This window comes from Paenibacillus sp. FSL W8-0426, assembly GCF_037969725.1.
Classification (GTDB): domain Bacteria; phylum Bacillota; class Bacilli; order Paenibacillales; family Paenibacillaceae; genus Paenibacillus; species Paenibacillus hubeiensis.
The window spans coordinates 3,288,377-3,313,959 of sequence record NZ_CP150203.1 but is presented as its reverse complement, the minus strand read 5'-3'; the positions used below and the strand labels follow the sequence as shown (position 1 = coordinate 3,313,959).

Below are 25,583 nucleotides of genomic sequence, written 5' to 3'. Positions count from 1 at the left end.
TGTAAAAATCACGGGGGGGCATAGACAATTAACTATAATTCTGATAATTACAGGCCCATTATGGGAATAGTTGTCTATATTAAACCGCCCCCGCCTTCAAGGCGGGGGCTTTTTGGTAACAACCCGGACTTATCCCGGATAGCATACATCTCAATCCGTTTGCACCGGCAGCACCCCGGTCGCTTCCAGTTGGCCAAGCAAGACTTTCGTTCCGGCTGCCGTATTCGGCTCCTGCTTCCCGTAAACGGCAAGCGCGGAGCGCACGTTTTGCAAATAGACCATCTCGTATGGGTTCCCTAGCGATAACAACGTGTAACGCTTATTCCGCTTGTTCATCTCGTCGATCAAGGATTGAACCTCATTCCATCCGAACTGACTGGCCACATTGCGGAATTGGTAGGAGGCCAGAATAACGTAATCAGCCTGATTGATCGCTTGCATGGCAGCGTTGGTTTGTCCTTGGTCGATCACGGAAATTTCCGTTTTGAACGACAAGTCATCTGTGGCTTGCTTCAGTTGTTTCTCCAGCTGTTTTGCCTGCTCTTCCTCGGCTGCAACGATCACAACGCGGTCGCCCTGATGGATCGGGTCCGGATGTAAACCGTCGCGGCTCGCCAATAAGGTGACGGCTTTTTCTGCAATTTTCCGCTCCACCGTGCGATGCTCCTCTGTTCCGATGACCTGTTTAAGGTCGGCTAACTTTTGGGCAAGGCTTGGGCCAGGTTCGAACAAACCATATTTCGATTTCAGCTCCAAAATTCGTTTAACGGACGCATGGATGGTTTGGGTCGGGATCGTCCCGTCCTTCACCGCGTTCACCAGCGTCTGATGAGCGGCTTCCGAATCTTGTGGCATCAGGATGATATCCACGCCTGCAGAGACGGCGCGTTCCACCGCTTTATTTTCCCCGAAATGCGCTGCAATGGCCTTCATGGTGAAGGCATCGGAAATGATGAGACCCTCATATCCCATCTCTTCGCGAAGTAACCCGGTGAGCACTTTTTTGGATAATGTGGCAGGGATCGGCACACGGCTTCCGTCTTTGAGCGAAGTGACCTGTTCATTATCGATCGCAGGAAAAGCAATATGCGCAGTCATGATCATATCCACCCCATTCTCGATCGCAGCCTGGAACGGTTTCAGTTCCACCGCATCAAGCCGTTCCCGATGATGCGTCAACACAGGCATTCCGAGATGGGAATCCACCGTTGTATCGCCATGGCCCGGAAAATGCTTGACTGCCGCGATCACGCCCGATTGACGCAGTCCCTTGATCGTTGCGAGACCAAACCGCGTCACCAAATCCGCACTCGAGCCGAACGAACGCATGCCGATGATCGGATTGTCCGGGTTGCTGTTTATGTCGAGCACAGGCGCAAAGTTGAGGTTCAGTCCGAGCGCCTTCAGCTCTTCTCCTGTCAGCTGTCCGGCCGCTTCGGCCAGTGCCGCATCCCCTGTGGCGCCAAGGGCCATTTGCCCCGGCAGATTCGTCCCGCCAGGAATTCGTTTTATGACGCCGCCTTCTTGGTCGATACCTAGAAACAACGGAATGTCGCCTGCTTCGTTTTGCAGATTGTGCGTGAATATTGTGACCTGTTTAGCGTCTACAATATTTTTATCGAAAAGGATCAAACCGCCCAAATCTTGATCATGGATGCTGCTTTTCAAACCATCATTAACAGTTGTTGTCACCTTACCGTTCCATTGCCGAATGTCAGGCATGAGCATTTGGCCAACCTGCTCGCTCACGGTCATATATGAAATCAACTTGTCCCAATCTTGTGCCCGAATAGCTGATTCACGTTCAAACCGAATCACGCGCGACATAAATACGGCAAACTCCGCACGCGTGACCGTACGATTCGGACGATAGGTTCCATCCGCATATCCGCCGACCAAACCGTTCGAGCTCATGATGAGAATCGGCGCTGCGGCCCAGTGCTTTTCCGTATCCGACCAATTGGCAGGCTGCTTGCCTTCGACGAGTAAATATGCGCGTGTAAGGAATGCCGCCGTCTCTGCGCGGCTAAGAGGTGCATCCGGATGGAAGGTTCCGTCCGGAAACCCGCTGGCAAGACCGTTTTTGGCCGCGATGGCGATTTCCCGGTAAAAGGGGTGTGTTGTCGGAACATCCCCATATGTCGTACCCTGCACCGGCTTCTCAAGCTGCTGCGAATAAAGCTCCCGTACCATAAAAGTGACCGCTTGCGCCCTTGTCACAGGCGCTGCGGGCTTGAATTTCCCATTGCCGTATCCGGCCACGGTTCCCCGTTTAGCCATATATTCGATACCGTCTTCGGCCCACTTCGAATGCTGCAGATCGGTAAAGCGCTCGTTCGCAGCCACGCTTCCTGCCCATAAAAACATGGAGCCGAGTACGGCACCGATGATCGTCAACCGTTTGATATGCATCTGTTTCACTCCCGTTGATGTTCTCTATTTATGCTCAATAGACGCTGTTGAACCGATTTTGTTGCGTTCAGCCATTTTGCCATTCCGAACACTTGACTGTGGCGGCGGCTTCAAAGATAATTAAAGTTTCACTATAAATATCCAAAAAGGATGATTTTCATTTGGAAAAGAGGTGATCGTTATGAATTGGTTAAATGAACTCTATACTTCACAGAAGCGGGAGCCGAAAAAGGACCTCGAGCGCTCGTTGGTTGAAGCCATCTTCCGAGTGTATGACCGGTTTCCCCGAATGGGCCTCCGAGAGCGGGTCGGGCAGCAGGATATGTCACTGGATATAGCTGATGCTTATATTAATGGACGCAACGCCATGATTGAAGCCGGGGTTGGTATCGGCAAGTCCTTCGGATATCTCATTCCCGGCCTGCTCATTAATCAGGTATCGCGCCAACCGATTATTATCGCAACATCCTCCATTCAGCTTTCGGAACAGATACATAAAGACCTTAGGATCATCGGCAGCCGGTTAGGCTTTACAACGGTTCGCTCTGTCGTAGGGAAAGGCATGGGCCAGTATGCCTGCCGAAACAGGGCAGCGGAATTATTCAACCCTGATGATCCAGGCTCCCCCTTCTCTACCCTTGCACAGCGTGTATTAAATTTTGAGATTGACGAAAGAGCGGATATAAAGGGCGGCATTCGTGATGCCGAATGGTCCAATGTTTCCGTGAACGATTGCAAATTCGAACGCTGCCATCATAAAAATGGCTGCTTATTTTACGATATGCGTGCCAAAATCAATGCAAGGGTAAATGAAATCGATTTTATAATCGTGAATCAGGACCTGCTCATCCAGGATTTGATGAAGAAAAAAGAAGGAACCCGAGGCCTTATTACGGAACGGCCGGCTCTGATTGTCATTGATGAAGCTCATAATCTGGAAGCCAAAGTTAGAGACGCACGAACTCTGGAGTTCACTTTTCGAGGAATCTGCCGCATTCTGGACGATACTGTGCAATTGCTCATGAAGAAATCCGGGGATAAAAGCCTTCTTTCGCAATCCAAATTTCTGAAAAAATGCGTTGAACGCATTTTCAAACAGATCGGCACGGACTTGCTCCGTGCGGCCAAACAGGACAGCGACCGGATCAAAGTATCCGAGATCAAAGAAACGCCGTTGACTCGAGTCTCGCATGTGTTGAAAGACCTGAGTCTCAGCCTATCGGTTTTGACCTCCCGCAACGAACGTGAGATCGATGACGTTTATGAAGCCATGAACGGGCTTATCTCCCTCATCGATGTTCTGGCTAGAGCGGAGGACAACTCTCATATGGGCAAGCAAACCTCTGCAGGAAGCCACGGTCAGCATCTGTCCCAAAGATATTAGCCAGTTTCTGAAACATACTTTATTTCACGGCAAGACTTCGGTGATCCTCACGTCTGCAACGATGTGCCAGGGCGGGGAAACGCTGGAAGAACAATACTCTTATTTGACGCAATCGCTTGGTTACAGGGGGGATTATATGGACCGCAAACCATCCCCTTTCGATTACACCAATCATGCCATGATGTACATTTCGAACCATGTTCCGCACTATCATCATGATCGGCGTGAAATCTACCTTGAATCAGCCTACAAAGAAATGGTCAAACTCTGTAATCTGACGCAAGGACGAACATTGGTCCTTTTTTCAGCCAAGGAAGACATGAAGTATATTCACAAGAAGCTGATGTCGAGTGCCAATACGCATGCATGGGCAGTGCATATTCAAAAAGAGGGATCTTCCCAGGACGGCGTGATCACTGAATTTCGGGCAAGCAAAGGTGTGCTTCTGAGTACCGGTGTTTTCTGGGAAGGCGTGAATATCGAAGGCTCCGACCTGTCGCAGGTCATTATTTTCCGGCTGCCCTTTCCCGTTCCGTCGGATCCCATTTATGAATATAAGTCATTGGTGGCGGAGAATCCGTTCATGGACGTATTTGTGCCGGACATGCTTCTTCGGTTACGGCAAGGAAGCGGACGTTTGATTCGCAGCGAAACGGATCTTGGCGTACTTAGCATCCTCGATTCGCGTCTCAGCGGAGCGGCAAAAAAAAATTACCGGGAACAGGTGCTGGAAACGTTGCCGTTTAAGAACGTGACCGAGGATTTTTCGGTTCTGGAGAGGTTTGTCCAACAAAAGGGCATAAAACGCCGTGTTTGAGATGGGAACAAACCTGCTAAATTTGCCTGTATCGTTATACGCCGAAGGGTTCTGACTTGCAAACGTTGAAAATACCGCCAAGCAGGCGATAGCATAGCGAAGATAAAGATCATCCTCGGAGGGCGACCACAATTGGGGGAATTGAGAAAAGACACATGATAAGAGGGCCGCTTTAGAGAGCAACCCTCTTGTTTTTCCGGTCCACCTCGAATGATAAGATTGGCTATTCCTTCGTTGTGCCGATCGTAATCTGCTCATCCGCGGCAAAATTTTCAACATAACCGCTTTTCTCGTAAAAATGGATGGCATTCTGCTGGACGCCTGCTCGCGTGTAGAACGGATCGCCGGCGACGAGTGGAAGCTTGACATTCTCTCCGGTGCTCGCCGATTTGTAAATGGCCATAATCAGTTCCAACGTACTGCGGCCGCTACTGCCGTCAATCAACGGTGGTTCCCCTGACTCGATGGCATGCAAGACATTGTCGATTTGGGCGGAATGCCCCTCGTACGGCAAATTCGGTAAACGGTCGTATGCTTGTTGAAGCTGCTCTTCGAGCTCGGCATTCTTTTCCGGAAAACCATTGGGTCTGGACAATGAAGCGGTGATTTTCCAAGGCGCAGAGATTCGGGCATCCCGTCCTTGGAAGATGAACTGCTGCTGTTCGCCATGATGGATGACCGAACTCGTGATTTGTCCCAATGCACCATTCGGATAACGAAGCATCGCAATGGATAAATCTTCGACTTCCGCATTGTCGTGCGCCACATTGCTCATGAACGCTTGAACTTGATCGGGGCGTCCCATCATCCATAGCAAAGCATCAATATGATGCACCGCATGGTTCAGCGTGCAACCTCCTCCCTCTTTTTCCCATGTACCACGCCACCAGAGATCGTAGTAGCAATGACCGCGCCACCAGAAGGAATCGACCTGAGCATGCAGGATCGGACCGGCAAGTCCGGTATCCAGCATTTGTTTCAGTTTCATGATCGGATTGGTGAACCGGTTCTGCGCCACAACCGACAGTATTTTGCCGCTCTTCTGCGCTGCTTCGATCATGAGATCGCATTCCTCCAAGGAAGATGCCATCGGCTTCTCCACCAGAACATGACTTCCTGCATTCAGAAAATCCACCGTAACCGGTGCATGCGCATAAGGAGGTAAACAGACCGAAATCAGATCGATTTCCTTATCAAGCAGTTCTTTGTAATCGCTAACAACTTTGGCGTTCAATCCAAACTCGTTTTTCTTCGCTTCGGCCTTGTCGGGATACAAATCGCACAGGGCAACAATCTCGCAGCGTTCCTTAAATTGCAAATAACTGTTGATATGCGCGTTGGCAATGGCTCCTGCGCCTATAATCGCAATCTTTAACATGGTGAATCCCTCCTCTTACTCCGTTGATGTCTTCAACAAAATAGTACCTCAGGGAGAGGGTCCATTGTGATCCTGTAATGTGGATAAAATAACGCTATATTGCTGTTTTTGGAACGCTTCGTTATAGTGAACTCATGGAAAAATAAACCGTGCAAAGCGAGGTAATCCGATGTGCGATATGATCTCTACGATTTCAATAAACACTCCATTCATTTCGCGTATAGACGCAAAAGCGCAAACAACGAAACGTTCCATTCCCATTTAGGCATTGAGTTGTTATTTATCCATGAAGGAAGCGGAACGATGATCGTGAATAACCGAAGCTATGAGATTAAACCGGGCATGCTTTGCATTTTTCAGCCTTTTCAGCTTCATCATCTCAAATTGGACTACTCGAATAACCGATGTTTTGAACGGTCTTTGGCCGTTTTCGAACCCTCCATGTTTGAAGCCTACTTCGAGAAATGGCCTGTTTTACATGCTTTCTTTAAGCATATTTATTTAGGGAAACTCCCCTCTCCCTGCCTCTACGACCTGAGCGATCAGCATATCTTGGTGCATCAATTTAAAAACTTTCAGGAGCGTATACCTTATTTGGACGAATCGAATCGTACGGAGGAAATTTCACTGTTTCTTGTGAATTTCTTTCATCATCTCAAACCGTTATGGAATGACTTTGAGGGAAATTCGGCAGCTTCTCCTGCCGGACGCAAAAACCACCAGGTCGAGCGCATCCTGAACTGGATCGAAAAAAACTATCATGTACCCTATCGCTTGCACGATCTGGCTCAATCGCTGCACCTTTCTTCCTATCACCTTTCGCATTTATTCAAAGAAGCAACCGGAGTCAGCATATCGCAATATATTGCTGCTCGAAGGATTCATCAGTCTGTTCAATTGCTGACGACGACAAACAAACCGATCGCGCTCATTGCCGAGGAAATCGGTTTGACCAATGTGTCGTATTTCTGCAAATTATTCAAAGAACAGATGGACGTCACGCCCCATCAGTACCGTAAAAGGTGGGTCGACCATTCGTTTCGTCTTGAATAAACGTAACCCCGTTACTTCCCATCGTAACTGTTCAACGTATTTGAAGTGTTCTGTTTGGTTTGCTTTCTCCAAACAATCTGCTTTCGTCCGATCAAAAATGCGATGACGATGCACCACCCCAATGTCATGAGCAGAAAAGTCAACAGGGATGCACCGACCTCTCCTTGGCTGATGATTGAGCCGATCATGACAAAGAAAACAATTTTAGGCAGCGAACCGAGCGTGGAAGCGATGATGTACGGTTTATACTTCGCCCCGGCAGCTCCTAACAATAAACTGATTGCTTCAATCGAGAACGGAGTAAGCCTTGCCCAGAACATGCCTGAGAATTCATGTTGTTTGTAGGTATTGAACCATTTGCTCCATTTGTTTTCCTTCGATATGAAGCGAGCAACCGTTTTTCTCCCAGCCTTGATGCCTATAAAATAAGTGATCGTCATCTCCAGCACCAGGCCCAGCAGGCAAAGAAGTGCTGCCGTTTCCATAGGAAAATATATTCCAGAAGTAACGTAAACCAGTTGAATGGGCAAGAAAAAAAGGATGGATTTAACGAGAGACAGTCCCCACAGGACGGCCCAAACGATCCACCACTCCTTGGGTTCCAACAGCCACCCTTTAAGATCAATATGCTGGAATGATTCCCAAGAATAAAAAAGTACGATGAGTCCGATCAATAGGAAACCAAACTTGACTAAACGGGAGTTCAGCATCCATTTAAACATGGGGTACACCATGCCTTCTCTTCACGTGAGCCACCTCCAACAATGATGCGCGGTCCCTTTTTAATAATCCATGTACCATACCGACACTGGCATACAATGAAATTTTCTAAAGATGTCGATGGTTTCCTTTCTATTTTATGCGAAATATAAGGGGAATGCATACAAACTGTGCTGTTGACCTGACTAAGGCATCTATCTCATCAATAGAGTCACCCAAAGGATCGCGATGAACAAACATAGCGGGGAATAAAGTCGTGTATCCCAATGGGCAAACAACGTTCCTTTTTTCTTTTTAAAGAAACCGACCCAATGAAAGTCTCCAATCGTTCTGATGAAAAACACGAGCGCGATGATCCAGCCGCCGGTGCTGACCATCCATTCTGCCAGAATGAAGGTATGAACAACCTCCCCAAGAGCTAATGCAATGTATCCTGAAAAAATTAATGCTCCTGCCACAAAGGCCGTGCCTGCTTTCTTCGGTTTGAACAACAATTCCGAGCCATTGCTTGGAATAGCCGCCAAAGCTCCGAATTTCCCGCCTACGATCCAATAGATATGTAGACCGCCGAGTAAAAATAAAATCGTTCCCAGCATCCATGCCATCACATTCATTGTCATCCCTCCAAAGATGAACTCAACAATTGAGCTTTCAGCGTGTCGATATGCTGTTGCAATTCGTCCTTTTCTACCTGTCTGTTTTTGAAGCGCTCATACCAGCCTAAATAATAGTGGTATAGGATAAAGGCTTTTTGTTGGGCGTTTAAGGTCGTCATCCCCATGCTTTCTAAAACCTGCACAGCGTAATCGATCCTTGTTTGCTCAATCTTCTCCAGCATCTCTTGGAAGTTTGCATGGTTACTCCCCAGCTTTCGGAAGAAAAACAAAAAGTCACCTTTACCCGTTGCAGAGAACATTTGCTGGAGCAAATAAGTTAATCGATCCTCCGGATTTATGGCCAAGGAGGACTGAAGGATGACCTCATTGGTCGATAGCTCGACCCATCGTTCCACCAGTTTGGTGATATACTCGTTCCGATTTCTGAAGTACCAATAAAAACTGCTCTTGCTGCAGCCCAATTCCGATGACATTCTCTCGATGACCAGGCCATCCAGCCCGGATTGCGAAAATTTCTCGATTCCGAGCTGGATCCATTGCTCTTCTGTAACTAGCACCTTTGGCAAGAAGTTCCTCTCCTTTTTCTGTACGGTATCGTACAGAAATTTTGGGATTATTATACAACGAATCCAGCTTACTGTCCAACTGCTCCATGAGCATGGTGTCCTTTTAAACGAGAATACGCCGCGACCACAGTAAAAAAAGCCGCTAAATTAGCGACTTTCAATGGAATCACGAAGCTCTCTCTTACATCATGCTGATCAATTTTTCTTCCGTTTTTTTGTCAGGCGTGTAAATGCTGCAGCGCAAATCATGTTCACCGTACACTTGAAGGGACGTTAGCTCAAATATCATTTTTCCTGCTTTGGCATGCCTGAACTCCAGGTGCACATCCGGGGCATAATTGACAGGGCTCTGCTTCCACATTTCATCGAATTCGGGATGACGCTCTTTCATGTTATTCAGAAACTGTTCATACCACTCATCTTCAACATGCTGGCCATAATACGAACGAAACATCGCAAGAAATTCATTGGCAAATTGCTCCCAATTCACGGCCAAACGTTTAAATTCCCGGCGGGAGAACAGCAAGGATATCATATTCCGTTCTTCATCGGGAAGCTGATCAAAGTCCAGAAATACATAGGCGGCGGCCCGATTCCATCCTACAATTCGACACTTTCGATCCGAAATGATGGCCGGACAATAGCTTAACTCCGTAATGATTTTTTCCAAAGAAGGACTTACGATTGGCGGCCGTTCTTTCATGGGAGAAGAAGCTGTACTCCCCGCCTCCAATGATAAGGAGTATACATATCTCCGCTCATCGGCAGTTAATTGGAGCGCGTTAGCCACACTGTCCAGCACGGAAGAAGAAACCTTGATCTCTCGCCCTTGTTCAAGCCAGGTATACCACGTCGTGCTCACCCCTGCCAGTTGGGCGACTTCCTCTCTTCGCAGCCCTGGCGTTCTTCTTCGCTGACCTTCCGGAAAACCTGCGGATTCGGGAGAAATCCGGGCACGTTTTGCTTTTAAAAATGTCGATAGTTCCTGCAGTCTGACTTGACGATTCATTACTGGCCTCCTTGTACGCTTTTATACGGAAATGATGATAGTAGTAATTATACTAGGATAAACTACAACTTGTAATAGGATACACACCATGACATGATATCCGTAAATCACAAATTTATTTGCGTTCAGGAGGATCTGATTTATGGAAAGAGTCGTAATTACAGGAATGGGCGTAATCTCCCCTCTCGGCAACAATGTAGAACAATTTTGGTCTAATCTTATTAAGGGTAAATCGGGGATTTCTGCATTGGATATATTGGATTCATCCGATCATAAAGTGAAGATTGCCGGTGTCGTTCGTGATTTTGATCCAACGTTGCTCTTTGGCATCAAAGAAGCCCGCAAAATGGATCGATTCTGTCAATTCGCCCTTGCAGCTGCGGAAGAAGCCATACAGCATTCGGGTCTGGATCTGGATACGGTGGATAGAAATCGAATGGGCGTCTATGTTGGATCAGGCGTCGGAGGAATTCAAACGTTGATGGATCAAAGCCATGTCCTTAAACAGCGGGGACCGGGGCGAATTAGCCCCACCCTTGTGCCCATGATGATTTCAAATATGGCGGCGGCATTCATCAGCATTCGATACGGAGCGAAAGGCTCCACCATGTCGCCTGTAACCGCGTGTTCGATTGGAAATACCGCGATCGGAGAAGCCTTTTACAATATCCAATCCGGACGTTCGGACGTCATTATTGCAGGTGGAGCGGAAGCGGCCGTGACCGATATTGCCTTGGCCAGTTTTGCCAATGCAACCGCATTGTCCACGCGAAATACGGAACCGGAACGGGCGAGCCGTCCATTCGATGCCAATCGTGATGGGTTTGTGATGGCAGAAGGCTCCGGCATCCTGATTATCGAATCACTCACGCATGCTCTGCGAAGAAAGGCCAATATCCTTGCGGAAGTCATCGGTTATGGAGCTAGTTCAGATGCCTATCACATGGTTGCTACGCCGCCGGACGGCGAAGGTGCAGCAAGAGCGATGAGTTCTGCTTTGTCGGAAGCACAGCTTTCCCCCGAGCAGGTAGATGTCATCAGTGCCCACGCAACGAGTACAGTGGTTGGAGACCGCTCTGAAACAGCAGCATTAAAACAGGTTTTTGGCAAACAGGCTTATCACATCCCCGTGACTGCAAATAAATCGATGACAGGCCATATGTTTGGCGCTTCGGGGGCGGTAGAAGCCATTGCCCTCGTAAAAACCTTGCAACAGGGTGTCATCCCGCCGACGATTAACCTGGAATCGCCAGATTCCGAATGCGACTTGGATTATGTTCCGAATCGCGCCAGAACGGCAAATTTAAAGATCGGTATGTCAAATTCCTTTGGGTTTGGCGGGCATAACGCCTCCATCTTGTTAAAAACCGTTGATGATCTTATGATTTAAAGAAACTGCAGCCGGTTCCGCCTTGCCTTTCCGTTAACGTGTGTATGTTTCTTGCGGATTATATCATTGCAAAATTTCATAACAACCGCCCATCCGATCGCCGGATGAGCGGTTTTTTACGTTCTATTTCTTTTCATGCTCCTTAATCACCTGCTCAATTCCCAGCAGAATCAGCCTCAAGCCGAATTCAAACGCCTGATCGGTCCCCATCACCTCAAACAATCCGCTCTTGTACATCCCACGGAACAATCCCGCTTCTGCTTCGCTCATCGAGTCCAGAAGAGCGGTCATTTGCCCGCCCGGAACAACTCCCTCGTCCTCCAGCATCACGGTAATATTGCGCTGATGCTGATAATCATCCAGAACGAAGTAGAACACATAGTTCGTAAGCGTAATCACGGCTTGCAATTTCTGCTCTTGCTCAAGTGGCGTCGATTCGATGCAGAGCAGCATCCTGTTGGTGAATCGGATCATGTCCGGCTCATGAGGCAGCGTCATCATCATGAGCTGTGTGGAGCAGGGATACCGGCTGAGCACATTTCGTATCGTGACGGCAATTCCCTCCATCTGCTCTTTCCAATCCCCATCGGAGTGGAACTCCTCCAGAATGATTTTCGATATCTGGTTGGCCAGACGTTGGTAGAGATTCTGCTTGCTCTTAAAGTACCAGTATATGGACGGAGCCTGTATTCCCAAACGGTCGGCCAATCGTCGCATGCTGAATTTCTCGATGCCCTCCTCCCCCAGAAGCGCCCACGAAGCTTCCAATATTTTATCTTCCGAGATTTGAGGCTGTTGTTTTTTCATCCATTACCCGCCCTTTTATCTAACAGTGTAAGTTTTACTTTACAGGTTCATACGTTCATGATATCATCTTACACCGTAAGGTACAATCTAACACTGTTAGATTACCATAAGAACAAAATACATGAAGAAAGTAGTGATCCGCATGGATGCAGAACATCTCCATTACTTTGAAAAAGCACCGATCACCAAAGCCGTAGCTCATTTTGCGATTCCCATGATGCTCGGCACATCAATGAATGTCATATACTCCATCTTGAATGCCTATTTCCTGGGGACGCTGGGCAATACGGCCATGTTAACCGCCCTTGCGCTTACCTTGCCTTTATTCGCCGCCATTATGGCATTAGGCAGCTTGATTGGCATGGGCAGCGGTACCTTCATCTCCCGTCTATTAGGTGAACACAAGTATGATGACGTAAAACATGTGTCTTCCTTTGCCTTTTATAGCAGTTTAGTTCTCGGTTTGATCGTGATGGCCGTCGGCCTTCCGTTAATCGATCCGATCGTTCATGGTTTGGGAGCAACGCCGGAAGCTTTTGAATTCACGAAACAATATGTCACCGTGATGCTGATCGGCTCGCCATTCGTGATCTTGTTTTTCACGCTGGAAAATATCGTGCGCTCGGAGGGAGCAGCCATGGCATCGATGGCTGGTATGATCCTTAGCGTGGTCGTAAATATCATTCTGGATGCCGTGGTCATCTACGTCTTTCATTGGGGCATCATCGGCGTGGCATCGGCCACGGTTATCTCGAATCTGGTTGCGAGTGCGTTCTACGCCTTCCATATGGGAACAAAAAGCCGTTTCCTGACCATCTCGGCAAAATGGTTCAAGGTCAGCAAGGACATTCTCGGCAATGTGCTCAAAATCGGCGTTCCCGTGTTTATAATGAGTATCTTCCTGGGTGCCATGTCACTCGTGCTGAACCATTTTCTTGCCGATTATGGGGATCAGGCCGTGGCAGGGTACGGAATATCATCACGTCTGCTGCAATTCCCCGAGTTTATTTTGATGGGTTTATGCGAGGGAGTCGTGCCGCTCATCGCTTTCACTTTTACGGCGAATAAACTGCGGATGAAACAAACGATAGGATTTACGATCAAAACCATGGTTGCGTTAGCCGTCGGCTTCGGCGTCATCGTTTATCTGATCTCCGATCATTTAATCGGGTTGTTTACGAGTGATCCGCAGCTCATTGAAATGGGCAGCTACATTCTTCATGTGACGTTTTTATCCCTGTTCATCTCAGGAATGACGACGCTGTTCACGGGTATTTTCCAGGCAACAGCACAAGGAACCGCCGCATTTATAATGTCTATTATTCAAGGCGTTACCTTGATTCCGGTGCTCTTTATCGCCAATCATACGAACGGTTTCCACGGCGTGGTCTGGTCGCTCGTCATTGCCGATGCTGTGGCATTCCTTGTGGGTGCGGCCATGATGTTTCTTCTGCGAAACAAATTGCAGCCGGAATTGGAGGCTATTGCGCAATAAAAACCCATCGGTAATTTGAAGCAAGCTCTTGTCCCTCCATTGGGGCTTGAAGCTTGTTTTTTTACATACACACAAGTGTAGACAGTAAAGAAAAGTATGGAAAAAGTAAAAAAAGTGCATGCTCCCCTATTTGTATTGTTCCACGTCAGATCAACAGGTAAAAAAAGTTGTGGATATCCGTCAATAACTTTTATACCACTCTGTCCCTTCCACCTTTACAATGTGTTCAAGCAAGTCTTCACTGAAATCATTTCATAGGGGGAACGAGCATGGCCAAGAAAACGAAATCCTTGATTTTGACTTTATGCATGTCCACCATTCTTATGACCGCGTGCAGTAATGACGGCAGCACCGGCAAAAATCCGACAAGTTCGGACTCGGGTAACGCTGAATCAGGAACGGTAACCATTCACACGGTAACCTCCGAGTACACGTCCGCAAAGTATCCGAAGGGCGATGATATTACCAACAATGTTTGGATCCGGCGATACAAAGAGAAACTGGGTGTTGATGTCAAAACAGACTGGGTGAGCGATGAGTATAATACCAAATTGAACTTGGCCATTTCCTCGAACGATCTGCCCGATGTATTCAGAGTTAATCCATCACAACTGCAGCAGTTAATTGAAGCGGATATGATCATGGATCTTACGGATGTCTTTGAGCAAAATGCTTCGGAACGTCTTAAAGGGTATATGGAGGCGGATGCTGACAGTTTCGAGTCGGGGAAAAAGGACGGCAAGTTATATGGAATCCCGCAAATGCACTGGGGATTGATCGAACAGCCCGACTTTATCTGGATACGGAATGATTGGAAAGAAGAACTTGGTTTGGAAGATCCGAAAAATATGGACGACGTCAAAAACATTGCGCTGAAATTGATGGAGAAACACGGCGGGTATGGCATGGCGGTTGACCAATCGTTGGATTACCTTAACTTGCTCGCCATTGGCTGGAACGCCCATCCGGATCTGTGGATCGAAGACCAGAGCGGGAGCTTGGTATACGGTTCGATCCAACCTGAAATGAAAGCGGCGTTAGCCGAATGGGCAGAATGGTACAAACTCGGCATTATCGATCCGGAATTCGCGATCAAAGACTTCAACGCCATGAACGCAGATATCGTCGCCGGCAAGGTTGGCATGCAGCCGTATTATCAATGGTGGGGGTACAATCCTGGTGTAGATACGGTGGCCAATTTGGGCAAGGACGCCATCTTTTACCCTTATACCATTCCTACCGTCGACGGAAAAGAAGCCAAACAATCGATTTTCTTTGCAAATAACAGTTATGTGGTCATGAAAAAAGGCTTCGCGAATCCAAAAGAGGTCATCGACATCTTGAACGATTATGCCTATATCGTCGATGAAGGTCAGGGCAAGGAATCCAAGGAAACGTTATCCGCCCTGCTGGACAACGATATCGCTCATGTCGTCGGTGCCTTCCGTGTGCTCAACCCGAACTCCGACTACGAGCAATACGAGGCCGTATCCGCGGCACTTCAATCCGAAGACACCAGCGGCCTAACCACTTCGGGCATGTGGCAGAAATATAACAATAGCGTCGAGTTCATGAAGAATGCAACGCCAGGAGCCGTCGGCGATTATTTGCAGCAAGGTGCTCCAAAGAACGCGTACGGTCTTGCCAAGAAAGTCCTGGACGACCAAAACTACATTAAGACGGCACTGTGGGGAGTAACCCCCGAAGTGCTGGCAAGCTACGGCACAACTCTGGATGACCTTTTGACGGAAGGGTTTACCAAGATCATCATGGGTACGGAAAGCATTGACTATTTCGATGTGCTCGTCCAGAACTGGAGAGCAGCTGGCGGTGACGAGGCTACCAAGGCCGTGAATGAAGCCTACGGAAAATAACGAGCCATACTCCAAACGGGATGAGCCTGTTCTCGTCCCGTTCTCTATTTGAAGAACAGATCCTCATCATATTAGAAACGGGGGAATTCGAATGCTGAGAAAATGGAGACAGCAAAGCTCCTACCATCTCATGCTCATCCCAAGCTTGGTCTTGGTGTTCATTTTTAGCTACATCCCTTTCTACGGACTAATCATTGCGTTTCAGAAATACAATCCGGGCCTTGGATTCAATTCACCTTGGGTGGGCTGGGACAACTTTACACATGTGTTTAGTCAACCGAATTTCGTGAGAACCATCTGGAATACGCTGTACATGTCCGCGTTCAAAATCGTCGGAGGTATTGTCGTTCCCGTTATTTTCGCTTTATTGCTGAACGAAGTGATACACAGTGCCGTCAAACGTACCTTCCAAACGCTCGTATATATTCCGAACTTCCTGTCTTGGGTCATCATGGCCGGAATCATGCTGGACATCCTTAGCGCCGACGGCATTATTAACACGTTTTTGAGCATATTCGGGATTGCCCCCATCTCTTTTCTCGGCACACCCTCGATCTTTCCATGGACCATGATCGTGAGCGACATCTGGAAAGGCTTCGGCTTTGGCACCGTGGTGTACTTGGCAGCGCTGACCAGCATTGACCCGGGGCTTTATGAGGCCGCAGTGATTGACGGAGCCAAACGCTGGAAACAAACGATATATATTACACTGCCTCTCCTTATGCCTACGATTGTGTTAATGACCGTACTATCGCTCGGCAACGTGCTCAACGCCGGCTTTGATCAAATCTATAACCTGTACTCCCCTGTTGTGTATCAGACCGGTGATATTATTGATACCTATGTATATCGTCTAGGGATTCAGCAGGCACAATATTCCATCGGCACGGCCGTCGGGTTGTTCAAGTCCGTCATTTCCAGCGTGCTCATGGCGCTCTCTTATTTTCTGGCTTACAAGGTAGCCGGCTATCGTATCTTCTAAGGAGGAACCCTCATTATGATCAACGATAAAAGCATGGGCAGGCGCTTGTTTCATGTTGTGAACTACACGATTCTGATTGTAATTTCACTCCTCTGCATTCTGCCGTTTATCAACCTGTTGGCGGTTTCGTTCAGCAGCAGCTCGGCCGTCTCGGCCGGCAGCGTTACGTTCTGGCCTGTCGATTTCTCGACAAAGGCTTATGAATTTGCATTATCCGGAGGTTCGTTCTATACCTCTCTCTGGATCGCCATTAAACGCACCTTGCTTGGTACGCTGGTCAATCTCGTTTTAATGGTACTTACCGCGTATCCACTCTCGAAATCGAAACAAAAGTTGATGGGACGCAACATGTATATGGGATTCTTTATCATCACGATGTTATTTAACGGAGGGTTGATTCCAACCTATCTGGTTGTGGTCAAAATGGGCTTGATCGACTCCATCTGGTCCCTGATTCTGCCCGGAGCCCTTCCGGTATTCAGCATGGTCATTCTGATGAACTTTATTAGAGGTTTGCCGGAGGAAATTGAAGAATCGGCCATTATCGACGGTGCGGGACCGATGCAGGTCCTGGTTCGGATTTTACTCCCCCTGCTCAAACCTGCCCTTGCAACCGTCGGTTTGTTTAGCATCGTCGGCCATTGGAATTCATGGTTCGATGGCATCATTTATATGAACAATCCGGATAACTACCCGTTACAGAGCTACCTGCAGACCCTTCTGCAGAGCTTTGAGCAGATCATGTTGAAATCGGGAAGCGATTACACTCAGCTCCTTTCCATGATGAATGCTAGAACCGGACGCGCTGCTCAAATGTTTCTCGGCGCCATTCCGATTTTGCTCGTTTATCCGTTCCTTCAGAAATACTTTACCAAAGGGTTGGTGCTTGGCAGCGTCAAAGGGTAGGCAAAAAAGCTTGCAGCATGGTCTGCAAGCTTTTTTTCAAATTCAATATTACCCAGCCTGCCGATCCATCTTCGGATTCCATCCACAGGCTCATGATTTCGTTTCCGGCAATTCTGGTATGGCAGGCAGCAAAATGGTAAAAACCGTACCTTCGCCAAGCTTGCTGTTCACCTGCACTCCATAGGGCCTGCCAAAGTGAAGCTGAATGCGCCGATGCACATTATGCAGGCCGATCCCCCTCGCTCCCGTATCCCTATCCTCCCTTTCGTCCATCACGTTCCGGATCGTATGATGGTCCATACCGACACCGTTATCGCAAACTTCGACGGCAATATCGCTGCCCTGCGCTTGGATTCGAATGGTGATCACCCCATCCTCTTCAAGATCGGCAAGGCCATGGAAAATCGCGTTTTCGATCAGCGGCTGCAAAATCATTTTGGGCATATAATACGCCGACAATCCATGTTCGATCTCGTATTTCATTTGAATGCTGCCATAGTACCGCACGTTCTGAATGGTGGCGTAATTGGCGATGTTTTCCAACTCTTCGCGTATCGTTACCAAGGTCCCGTCAGACCTTGTCGCGTACCGAAGCATCGAAATCAGCGCATCCGTCATGTCCACGATTTTGTCAGCCTGCTGCATGGAGGCGATCCATTTCACCGAACCAAGCGTGTTATACAAAAAATGAGGGTTGATCTGGGCATGCAGCGCCCGCATCTCGGCTGCCGCCTTCTCCATTTCTTCCTGCTGAACCCTCTCGATCATGCGCTTCAATTCATACGACATTTTGTTAAAACGAATGGACAAGTGTCCAATTTCATCCCGGGAACGGATTTGTTCGACTTGATCGAAATGTCCCTGTTCAACCAAGGTGATATTACGCATTAGTTTCTTTATGGGACGTGTTATGACATGGGATAAAGAGATGGAAATAATCGCAGCAAAGAGGGACATGACCATGGCCAGCATGATCAGATTGCGGCCCAGTATTTTGCCGTCGGCAGTCAACTCATCCAGAGGCATGTACAAGTAGGTCGTCCATTTCTGCTGGCTCAGCGGACTGGTCACTACGACATTTAATGCTTCATCTGGCCGAACATTGTCTCGGAACAACGTGCCGATCAACCTCTCATTGACGTTATATACAATTTTGTCGTCCGCGTCGACGATCATGAACCTTGAACGCAGACCTTCCTGCAAGTTGCGATTGACAATTTCGATAAACTTGATGTCGATGCTCACAACGATGACGCCAAGCAGCCTTCCGGTAGTCACATCATGAATTTTCCGAGCATGCGAGACGGCTAATATTTTATTTTTCAACTGTTGATCGATTCGGGTCGTTAGCGTAATAGTTCGATCTTTGGTATGCATGAATTTTTTGAACCACAGCTCGTTCTGCATGTTGAAGTTTCGGTCGATCGGCTGATTCGGGCTGACGAACAAATCTTGCCCCCCATTCAGGTTGTACAGGTAAATCGAGAATACACGGTCCTTCATCATGATGTAATTCATCAAAATGTCATAAGCGGCATTTTCATTCTGCTCACCCCCGTCCCTCAAAAAATCCTGAATCGGAAAACTTCCTTCATGGGTCGCAGATAAACTGCCGCTAAGTCCGTTGCTGGCCAGCAGCGAAATTTTCTCAATCTCTTTAAGAAACTCGTCAATGCGAATGTTCGTCTGCTTGGTCAGATCGCTGAGCAGCGTGGTATAATTTTGTGCGAGCAGCCGTTCGGAAGAATAATACGAATTAATCGTCATGACGAATACCGGAAGAATAATGACCGTTATGCAAATCACCATAATTTTGTATTTAATTTGAACCAGCCGGACATGCTTCCTCACGATGCACCTCTATTCGCGAATCACATGGGAGCCTTGCTGCATTTCTCGATACTCCTCTGGACTGACGCCTACCGTTTTTTTGAATATTTTGCTGAAGTAGGTGTAGTTGTGGTACCCTACCTTGTCTGCAATCTCATAAACTCTCCATTCCCTGCTCATGAGATAGCTCTTTGCGCATTCGATTCGAACCCGGGTTAAATAAGAGATAAAGTTCTCCCCTTTCTCCTGTTTGAACATTCGGCTAAGATACGACGGGTTGACGTTGATTTGGTTGGCTACGCTGTGCAAAGAAATGTCCTCGGCATAGTATTTGTCGATGATCTCGATCGCGAGGTCCGCGTAGGTACGCTCTTGCATGACCCGGGAATCGGCCTTGAAATAAATTCCGATCTGAGCCAGCAAAGCTTGATGAATATCATCCCAGCACTCCCCTTTCAGGACGGTTTCGTAGGGCGACTTCTCTGCAAAAGCAGGTTGTGTCCGTTGTGCAGTCCGGGATACATGTGCGTGTATCATCTCCATAACCAGGATGTAGTTTTCACGAATGCTATTTTCATCCGCATGCAGCGCCTCCAGCTCCGAACGGACGGCTTCAAGAAAGGCCCCCGCCTTTTTCTCGTCTTTGCTTATCCATATTTTCAAAAAATCTTGTTCCTGCTGCGCGTTCAGGATCGCATTCACTTCTTTCCGGGGCGGAGCATGGACCACATCTTCATAAAACAGTACCTGTTTGCTGCCTGCGTAGAATCCCTGGCGGAGAGCAGATTCCGCCTCCTGATACGCCTTTCTGATGCTGCCGAAACCCGTTACGGCAGTGCTTACGCCAGCCGTGAGCGTTACATTCATCAAATCTTTGATGGAAGAAAGCAGCTTGTCGCACAGTTTCCTGATATCGGCACCTACTGATGCACGATCCGGAGGAATGTTGACGATGACCCAATATTCAGATGAACTATCAACGACGATCTCCTTCTCCCACCTGGATGGAATGATCTCCTCCATAATATTTAGAATGGAAAAACGGAGCAGCTTTTCCCCCTTCTCGACATATTTCTTCTTTGTATCCTCGTAATAGTTTACGATAAACTTGATGACCACCAACTTGTCCGATCTCACGCGTACACGCAGCTCTTCGGCCTTCGCGGCAATATCCCCCTCCTCTATGAATCCGCTTACAAGATCATGAAAAAACGTATCCTTTAGATGGTTGAGACTCTGCGTGTACGTATGTGGATTGACGGGCATTCCGGCTTGGCTTCCAAACTCCTTCCGCAGCTTCTGACGAATCGAAGCAAGCAGTTCTGCGAGCGTGGTCTCTGTGATCTCGCTTTTGATCAAATAATCGGAGGCACCTAACTTCAACGCCTCTTTCACATAATGAAGCTCGTCAAAATTGCTCAAAATGACATACTTGCAGGTTTTTAAAGCGTCAGCGGCCTTTTGAATAAGCTGCAGCCCGTCCATGACAGGCATTTTGATATCCGTGATGATGAGATCGGGCGAAACGTCCAGCGCAAGTTCCAGCGCTTCCTTTCCATTCGCCGCTTCACCAACGACATAAAATCCGTGTTCCTCCCAATCAAGCATGGAACGAATGCCAACTCGCATCAGCAATTCGTCATCGACGATCATCAATTTATACATGAAAATCCTCCGATTTCCGTTTTCATAGAGTATACTGCACTATACAAAGTGGAGAATTTGGAGCTGGAACAATCAATCCATTATATGCATATTTCAAAATACTAATCCAGACATTGAGCCAAATCCGTTTGCTGCAATCGAGGCAATAGTTGCAATCCAATGGAAAAAAGCCGCTAATTTAGCGACTTTTGACCGTTACGCTGTGCGTGTCCCTCTATTTCTTTTCCATGACGGCGAAGTAGTTCTGCTCTTGATCTGCAAAGTTAAAGACTCTGCCTGCGGGAAGCTCCACGATTTCGCCAACGGTTACGCTTTTGTCTGCCAAGTCACGGTACAACTGGTCGAATTGTTCCGTATAAAACATGAGAGAAGGCGTTCCCAGATTCATCTCGGGGTTCATTTCGGCAACGAGTTCTTTATTGTGAAGAACAATGCTGGTTGCCGCCCCCTTTGGAGCCACTTCAATCCATCTCATGGGGCCGCTAACTTCTTCGGAGATGACCTCGAACCCCAGTTTTTCGGTCCAAAATGCTTTGCATTCATCCTGATTGTTGACATATAACATCACTTGCCCAAGTTGATTAATCATTTATTTAAGCTCTCCTTCCAACAATTCGCTCAAGCGATCCCATGTTTCCGTGATTCCTTGCAGCATGCCCATATCCATCACGATTTGAAGCGCCTCTGCGGACACGAATTCAGAACGGTTCACCAGCCTGGTTTTGCCGCCCAAATCGATAAATTCCATCGTAATCAGGGAAGATGGCAGGTCGTCGTTAACATTGCCCTCGGCATCCGTGAAATAATCGTTGTAGATGATTCGCTCAGGCTCAACGATTTCCTTATAAACGGCTTTGCCCCAAGCTTCCATGCCGTAAAACTCACCTTGATTCGGATCGACGCACTTCATGCAGTAATGCCACGCGCCGCCGGGACGGAAATCGACGGTGCAAACCGGTATTTCCCAACCCCTCGGTCCCCACCAGCGTTTGAGATGTTCCGGCTCTTTGAACATTTGAAATACGAGTTCGCGCGGCGCATCGAATACGCGTTCCAGCACCAGGATGCGTCCTTCCTCTACATTCGAAACCATTTTGTTGTCGGGCATGTTCTGTACTCCTCCTTATGAAAGGAAATTAGTCTTATTTTTTCTTGTTTTGAATTTCGCGCAAATAGTTGTCCAAATTATCCAAACGTTCTTCCATAATATGCCGGAAGGATTGTACCCAAAAATCCATCGCTTGAAAAGGTTCCGATCGAAGCGCATAGATCCTTCGGTTTCCATCGGCACGCACTTCCACGATTCCGCTATCGCTTAACACTTTCAAATGTTTCGAAGCTTGTGGTTGGCGAATGCCCAGACGATCAGCGATTTCGCCAACTGGCAGCGGACCATTGCGCAACAATTGGACAATATTCAACCGATTCGCCTCAGCTAACGCAGTCAATGTTGCTATGTCCATTCCCGGGCTATTTCCGGACATGTTGCTCACCTCTGTTAGTATGGTTTCCCGTCGAATCATCTCCTTGATCCAGGATCATTTCAACTTCTGAGAAGAATATACTCCATCAAGTATATTCCTGTCAAGGAATATTGATGCTTTACTTTTTCTGCAGCCTATTCTTGTGCTTCCACGATCTGTGAGAGGCGTATTTTCCCGCTTCATTCTCTTCTTCTCCTAAAGAGCAGCAAATCGCCAACTTTTTATACCATATATTTACAAAGTTTGATGCATATGCTATGTTTACTTTGAAAGCGCATCCATGAGTGGGTTTATTGATCTTTCTTTATCTTATTTCATTTATGGAAAGGGAGATGAGAATGAAAAATCGGCTCAAAAAGGCAAGCGCAATGATGTTGGCCATTACCCTGTTGTTTGGATGGATGACCGTGCCTGTTCATGCAGATGATCCTCCACTCTTCACGATTGAAAGCGAAAACGCTCAGCTCACGTCCGATCTGCAAGTCGTCACTGAAATTTACGGACAACCCAAACCCGGATTCTCCGGGACGGGATTTGTCTGGATGCAAAATTCCGGCACGATCACCTTTACCGTGACTGTTCCGGAAACAGGCATGTACGCGATCTCCACTCGATACATGCAGGAATTGAGCCCTGACGGCAGGCTCCAATATTTGACCGTTAACGGTATCACCAAAGGATCTTACATGCTGCCCTACACGACTGCATGGTCGAATTACGATTTTGGGTTTCACAAGCTGAATAAGGGAAGCAATACCATACAAGTCAAGGCAGGCTGGGGCTTCGCTTATTTTGACACTTTCACTGTGGATCATGCCGATCTTGATCCGCTGGATGTGCAGCCTGTCCTCACCGATCCTGCGGCCACGCCGGAAACCCAGCTTCTGATGAATTATTTGACAGAGGTGTACGGCAACCATATCATTTCAGGCCAACAAGAGATTTACGGGGGCGGAAATGACGGAAATACCGAGCTGGAGTTCGAATGGATCCACGATCTTTCCGGAAAGTATCCGGCCATTCGCGGCTTCGATTTCATGAACTACAATCCGTTGTATGGCTGGGAAGACGGCACAACCGCTCGCATGATCGATTGGGTGAATACCCGCGGCGGGATCGCGACAGCTTCATGGCATATCAATGTCCCCCGCAAATTCGACACCTATCAACTCGGGGATTTCGTGGATTGGAAAGAAGCGACCTACAAACCGACCGAAACCAATTTTAATACGGCCAATGCGGTCATTCCCGGAACGAAAGAATATCAATATGTGATGCTGACCATTGAAGATTTGGCGGAACATCTGCAGATTTTGCAGGACAACGACGTGCCCGTTATTTTCCGTCCCTACCATGAGGCCGAGGGCAATGGCGGATTGAACGGCGAAGGCGCGTGGTTCTGGTGGGCTTCGGCAGGCGCGGACGTATATAAACAGCTGTGGGACCTTCTTTATACCGAGCTTACGGAGACGTATGACTTGCACAACTTGATCTGGACCTACAACAGCTACGTGTACAGCACTTCTCCCGCATGGTATCCCGGCGACGACAAGGTGGATCTCGTCGGTTATGATAAATACAATACGATCTACAATCGTTATGACGGTTTGTCCGGCGTACCCAACGAAGATGCCATTACTTCGATTTTCTATCAGCTTGTTGATTTGACGGACGGCAAAAAAATGGTGGCCATGACGGAGAACGACACCGTACCGAGCGTACAGAATCTGACGGAGGAAAAGTCAGGATGGCTCTACTTCTGTCCATGGTACGGCGAGCATTTGATGAGCCCTGCCTTTAACGATCCGGCCACGCTGAAAACGCTTTATCAAAGTGACTATGTCATTACGCTGGATGAGCTGCCCGATTTAAAGGTTGACGCAGGAACGCCAAGCGCTTCCATCACTCCTGCACATGTTGAATTTGATAAATACGCGCCCCACCAGAGTGACCAAACCATTACCGTGAATGCCAACGGCAATACGTTGACCGCTCTCCGGTCAGGTACGAATGCATTGACGGCAGCGCAGGATTATACGTTAAATGGCAGCACGCTGCTGCTAAAAAAAGAGTTTTTGTCCCAATTGCCGGTTGGCCAGCATTCGATCATTTTGGATTTTAATCAAGGGCAAGATCCTGTATTAAAAGTCAGCATTATCGATTCAACGCCAAGCGCTTCGCTTTCGCTCACGAATGCGACATTTGATCAAGCCGTGAACTTGCAGCAGGATATTCCCCTTACCCTGACGTTAAACGGGCATCAACTGACAAGCATCACAAACGGTAATTATACGCTTATACCGGGACAGGATTATACGGCATCCAACGCTTCCGTCGTTCTGAACAAAGGTTACCTTTCCTCATTGCCGCTGGGTCAAAATACGATCACCTTTCATTTCAGCGGAGGAAATGATGCCATTCTTACCGTGAATGTGGTAGACAGCAGTGTTCCTGCGGCCAAAGGAGATTTAACGATTCAAGCCTTTAACGGCAACACAAGTGCCTCTACGAACGGGATCTCTCCCAAATTCAAACTCATTAACTCCGGGAATTCAGCGATTTCATTGAATGACGTGAAGCTGCGGTACTATTACACGATTGACGGCGAAGAAGATCAGAACTTCTGGAGCGACTGGGCCAGTATCGGAAGCGCAAACGTGACGAGCAAATTCGTCAAACTGGCAGCTCCGGCGGCCGGGGCAGACCACTATCTGGAAGTTGGTTTCACAACTGCGGCCGGGACGCTGGCTCCTGGCCAGAGTGCCGAAATTCAAACCCGGTTCTCCAAAACCGATTGGTCCAATTACAATCAGGCTGACGACTACTCGTTCCAGGCATCCGAAAGCCAGTTCGCAAACCATGAGCAGGTTACCGGATATCTGAACGACCAGCTTGTATGGGGCATTGAGCCGTAGAAGGAAAATTGAAAACAAGGGGGAGTTGGGGATTTGCCCCTTCTCCCCTTTTTTGGTTTGGGGATACTGCGACGGCCTGTAAAAAGTCCATTGCATTTCTCTATCCCGCTCACCACGGGAACGGGTGTCCTCGGCTTTTTGCCAATGCGACCACCAACATAAAGACTTTAAGCTTCACCAACCGAAATTCTTCTCACACTTTCGTTAAGCTTAGCAAGATTTAGAAGTGAGAGATGAATTTCAGGGGAAGTTAAAGGAATGCCTACAAGTTCGAAGGCG

At 47.9% G+C, this 25,583-nt stretch carries 21 protein-coding genes and 1 pseudogene; 10 read left to right on the top strand and 12 right to left on the bottom strand.

What is annotated here, in order from left to right; all coding sequences use genetic code 11:
* Window positions 1–150: 150 nt before the first annotated feature.
* Window positions 151–2,412, bottom strand: coding sequence for a glycoside hydrolase family 3 N-terminal domain-containing protein (locus tag MKY59_RS14980; protein WP_339278214.1), 2,262 nt, complete (start codon window positions 2,410–2,412; stop codon window positions 151–153).
* Between the two features lie 181 nt (window positions 2,413–2,593).
* Here MKY59_RS14980 and MKY59_RS14975 point away from each other — a divergent pair, with 181 nt between their 5' ends.
* Together MKY59_RS14975 and MKY59_RS14970 are read left to right on the top strand one after the other, a co-directional pair.
* Window positions 2,594–3,796 (top strand): DEAD/DEAH box helicase, encoded by a 1,203-nt coding sequence (locus tag MKY59_RS14975; protein WP_339278213.1) that lies wholly within the window; start codon window positions 2,594–2,596, stop codon window positions 3,794–3,796.
* Between the two features lie 136 nt (window positions 3,797–3,932).
* Window positions 3,933–4,613, top strand: coding sequence for a helicase C-terminal domain-containing protein (locus MKY59_RS14970; RefSeq protein ID WP_339278212.1), 681 nt, complete (start codon window positions 3,933–3,935; stop codon window positions 4,611–4,613).
* 223 nt (window positions 4,614–4,836) lie between these two features.
* On the opposite strand, the gene MKY59_RS14965 is transcribed toward MKY59_RS14970, so the two are convergent.
* Entirely contained in the window at window positions 4,837–5,991 is a 1,155-nt protein-coding gene (locus tag MKY59_RS14965; protein ID WP_339278211.1) for a Gfo/Idh/MocA family oxidoreductase, read from the bottom strand.
* 171 nt (window positions 5,992–6,162) lie between these two features.
* Between MKY59_RS14965 and MKY59_RS14960 the strand changes: the two are divergent.
* Window positions 6,163–6,468: pseudogene (locus MKY59_RS14960) on the top strand (AraC family ligand binding domain-containing protein); the annotation flags it as partial.
* 117 nt (window positions 6,469–6,585) lie between these two features.
* A complete protein-coding gene (locus MKY59_RS14955; protein WP_339278399.1) occupies window positions 6,586–7,044 on the top strand; it encodes an AraC family transcriptional regulator in 459 nt (152 codons plus the stop codon).
* Between the two features lie 11 nt (window positions 7,045–7,055).
* Here the strand turns inward: MKY59_RS14955 and MKY59_RS14950 are convergent, their stop codons facing one another.
* The 4 genes from MKY59_RS14950 to MKY59_RS14935 form a co-directional block, all read right to left on the bottom strand.
* Window positions 7,056–7,766 carry a VTT domain-containing protein gene (locus MKY59_RS14950; protein ID WP_339278210.1) on the bottom strand — a complete coding sequence of 237 codons (711 nt, stop codon included), beginning with the start codon at window positions 7,764–7,766 and terminating at the stop codon, window positions 7,056–7,058.
* Window positions 7,767–7,958: 192 nt separating this feature from the next.
* The gene (locus MKY59_RS14945) at window positions 7,959–8,378 is read right to left on the bottom strand and encodes a DUF3995 domain-containing protein (RefSeq protein WP_339278209.1); all 420 of its coding nucleotides are present in this window, start codon (window positions 8,376–8,378) and stop codon (window positions 7,959–7,961) included.
* Window positions 8,379–8,380: 2 nt separating this feature from the next.
* Entirely contained in the window at window positions 8,381–8,947 is a 567-nt protein-coding gene (locus tag MKY59_RS14940; protein WP_339278208.1) for a TetR/AcrR family transcriptional regulator, read from the bottom strand.
* Between the two features lie 181 nt (window positions 8,948–9,128).
* The gene (locus MKY59_RS14935; protein WP_236414071.1) at window positions 9,129–9,956 is read right to left on the bottom strand and encodes a helix-turn-helix transcriptional regulator; all 828 of its coding nucleotides are present in this window, start codon (window positions 9,954–9,956) and stop codon (window positions 9,129–9,131) included.
* 142 nt (window positions 9,957–10,098) lie between these two features.
* On the opposite strand from MKY59_RS14935, the gene fabF reads away from it, so the two are divergent.
* Window positions 10,099–11,346 carry a beta-ketoacyl-ACP synthase II gene (gene fabF, locus MKY59_RS14930; RefSeq protein ID WP_339278207.1) on the top strand — a complete coding sequence of 416 codons (1,248 nt, stop codon included), beginning with the start codon at window positions 10,099–10,101 and terminating at the stop codon, window positions 11,344–11,346.
* Window positions 11,347–11,469: 123 nt separating this feature from the next.
* Here the strand turns inward: fabF and MKY59_RS14925 are convergent, their stop codons facing one another.
* Entirely contained in the window at window positions 11,470–12,153 is a 684-nt protein-coding gene (locus MKY59_RS14925; RefSeq protein ID WP_339278206.1) for a TetR/AcrR family transcriptional regulator C-terminal domain-containing protein, read from the bottom strand.
* Window positions 12,154–12,295: 142 nt separating this feature from the next.
* Between MKY59_RS14925 and MKY59_RS14920 the strand changes: the two genes are divergently transcribed.
* From MKY59_RS14920 to MKY59_RS14905, 4 genes are all read left to right on the top strand, one after another.
* Complete coding sequence (locus MKY59_RS14920; RefSeq protein WP_339278398.1) at window positions 12,296–13,648, top strand: MATE family efflux transporter; 1,353 nt, start codon at window positions 12,296–12,298, stop codon at window positions 13,646–13,648.
* A 269-nt stretch (window positions 13,649–13,917) separates the two neighbouring features.
* The gene (locus MKY59_RS14915; protein ID WP_339278205.1) at window positions 13,918–15,522 is read left to right on the top strand and encodes a hypothetical protein; all 1,605 of its coding nucleotides are present in this window, start codon (window positions 13,918–13,920) and stop codon (window positions 15,520–15,522) included.
* A 91-nt stretch (window positions 15,523–15,613) separates the two neighbouring features.
* Window positions 15,614–16,504: an ABC transporter permease subunit gene (locus MKY59_RS14910; RefSeq protein ID WP_236414064.1), complete on the top strand. Its 891-nt coding sequence runs from the start codon at window positions 15,614–15,616 to the stop codon at window positions 16,502–16,504.
* A 15-nt stretch (window positions 16,505–16,519) separates the two neighbouring features.
* Window positions 16,520–17,410 (top strand): carbohydrate ABC transporter permease, encoded by an 891-nt coding sequence (locus tag MKY59_RS14905; RefSeq protein WP_339278204.1) that lies wholly within the window; start codon window positions 16,520–16,522, stop codon window positions 17,408–17,410.
* 90 nt (window positions 17,411–17,500) lie between these two features.
* Here MKY59_RS14905 and MKY59_RS14900 read toward each other — a convergent pair whose 3' ends face one another.
* The 5 genes from MKY59_RS14900 to MKY59_RS14880 form a co-directional block, all read right to left on the bottom strand.
* Entirely contained in the window at window positions 17,501–19,261 is a 1,761-nt protein-coding gene (locus MKY59_RS14900; RefSeq protein WP_339278203.1) for a sensor histidine kinase, read from the bottom strand.
* Window positions 19,262–19,270: 9 nt separating this feature from the next.
* Window positions 19,271–20,905, bottom strand: a complete 1,635-nt coding sequence (locus MKY59_RS14895; RefSeq protein ID WP_339278202.1) for a response regulator — start codon at window positions 20,903–20,905, stop codon at window positions 19,271–19,273.
* A 214-nt stretch (window positions 20,906–21,119) separates the two neighbouring features.
* Entirely contained in the window at window positions 21,120–21,494 is a 375-nt protein-coding gene (locus MKY59_RS14890; protein ID WP_339278201.1) for a VOC family protein, read from the bottom strand.
* The gene (locus tag MKY59_RS14885; protein WP_339278200.1) at window positions 21,495–22,013 is read right to left on the bottom strand and encodes an SRPBCC domain-containing protein; all 519 of its coding nucleotides are present in this window, start codon (window positions 22,011–22,013) and stop codon (window positions 21,495–21,497) included.
* Window positions 22,014–22,047: 34 nt separating this feature from the next.
* Window positions 22,048–22,389 carry a metalloregulator ArsR/SmtB family transcription factor gene (locus tag MKY59_RS14880; RefSeq protein ID WP_339278199.1) on the bottom strand — a complete coding sequence of 114 codons (342 nt, stop codon included), beginning with the start codon at window positions 22,387–22,389 and terminating at the stop codon, window positions 22,048–22,050.
* 338 nt (window positions 22,390–22,727) lie between these two features.
* Here MKY59_RS14880 and MKY59_RS14875 point away from each other — a divergent pair, with 338 nt between their 5' ends.
* Window positions 22,728–25,304, top strand: coding sequence for a glycosyl hydrolase (locus tag MKY59_RS14875; protein WP_339278198.1), 2,577 nt, complete (start codon window positions 22,728–22,730; stop codon window positions 25,302–25,304).
* The last annotated feature ends 279 nt before the right edge of the window (window positions 25,305–25,583 follow it).

Excerpts from the sequence above, each read along its gene's own strand:
- MKY59_RS14980 (WP_339278214.1), bottom strand. The coding sequence starts at position 2,412 with ATGCATATCAAACGGTTGACGATCATCGGTGCCGTACTCGGCTCCATG.
- MKY59_RS14975 (WP_339278213.1), top strand. The coding sequence starts at position 2,594 with ATGAATTGGTTAAATGAACTCTATACTTCACAGAAGCGGGAGCCGAAA.
- MKY59_RS14970 (WP_339278212.1), top strand. The coding sequence starts at position 3,933 with ATGGACCGCAAACCATCCCCTTTCGATTACACCAATCATGCCATGATG.
- MKY59_RS14965 (WP_339278211.1), bottom strand. The coding sequence starts at position 5,991 with ATGTTAAAGATTGCGATTATAGGCGCAGGAGCCATTGCCAACGCGCAT.
- MKY59_RS14950 (WP_339278210.1), bottom strand. The coding sequence starts at position 7,766 with ATGTTTAAATGGATGCTGAACTCCCGTTTAGTCAAGTTTGGTTTCCTA.
- MKY59_RS14945 (WP_339278209.1), bottom strand. The coding sequence starts at position 8,378 with ATGAATGTGATGGCATGGATGCTGGGAACGATTTTATTTTTACTCGGC.
- MKY59_RS14935 (WP_236414071.1), bottom strand. The coding sequence starts at position 9,956 with ATGAATCGTCAAGTCAGACTGCAGGAACTATCGACATTTTTAAAAGCA.
- fabF (WP_339278207.1), top strand. The coding sequence starts at position 10,099 with ATGGAAAGAGTCGTAATTACAGGAATGGGCGTAATCTCCCCTCTCGGC.
- MKY59_RS14925 (WP_339278206.1), bottom strand. The coding sequence starts at position 12,153 with ATGAAAAAACAACAGCCTCAAATCTCGGAAGATAAAATATTGGAAGCT.
- MKY59_RS14920 (WP_339278398.1), top strand. The coding sequence starts at position 12,296 with ATGGATGCAGAACATCTCCATTACTTTGAAAAAGCACCGATCACCAAA.
- MKY59_RS14915 (WP_339278205.1), top strand. The coding sequence starts at position 13,918 with ATGGCCAAGAAAACGAAATCCTTGATTTTGACTTTATGCATGTCCACC.
- MKY59_RS14910 (WP_236414064.1), top strand. The coding sequence starts at position 15,614 with ATGCTGAGAAAATGGAGACAGCAAAGCTCCTACCATCTCATGCTCATC.
- MKY59_RS14905 (WP_339278204.1), top strand. The coding sequence starts at position 16,520 with ATGATCAACGATAAAAGCATGGGCAGGCGCTTGTTTCATGTTGTGAAC.
- MKY59_RS14895 (WP_339278202.1), bottom strand. The coding sequence starts at position 20,905 with ATGTATAAATTGATGATCGTCGATGACGAATTGCTGATGCGAGTTGGC.
- MKY59_RS14890 (WP_339278201.1), bottom strand. The coding sequence starts at position 21,494 with ATGATTAATCAACTTGGGCAAGTGATGTTATATGTCAACAATCAGGAT.
- MKY59_RS14885 (WP_339278200.1), bottom strand. The coding sequence starts at position 22,013 with ATGCCCGACAACAAAATGGTTTCGAATGTAGAGGAAGGACGCATCCTG.
- MKY59_RS14880 (WP_339278199.1), bottom strand. The coding sequence starts at position 22,389 with ATGTCCGGAAATAGCCCGGGAATGGACATAGCAACATTGACTGCGTTA.
- MKY59_RS14875 (WP_339278198.1), top strand. The coding sequence starts at position 22,728 with ATGAAAAATCGGCTCAAAAAGGCAAGCGCAATGATGTTGGCCATTACC.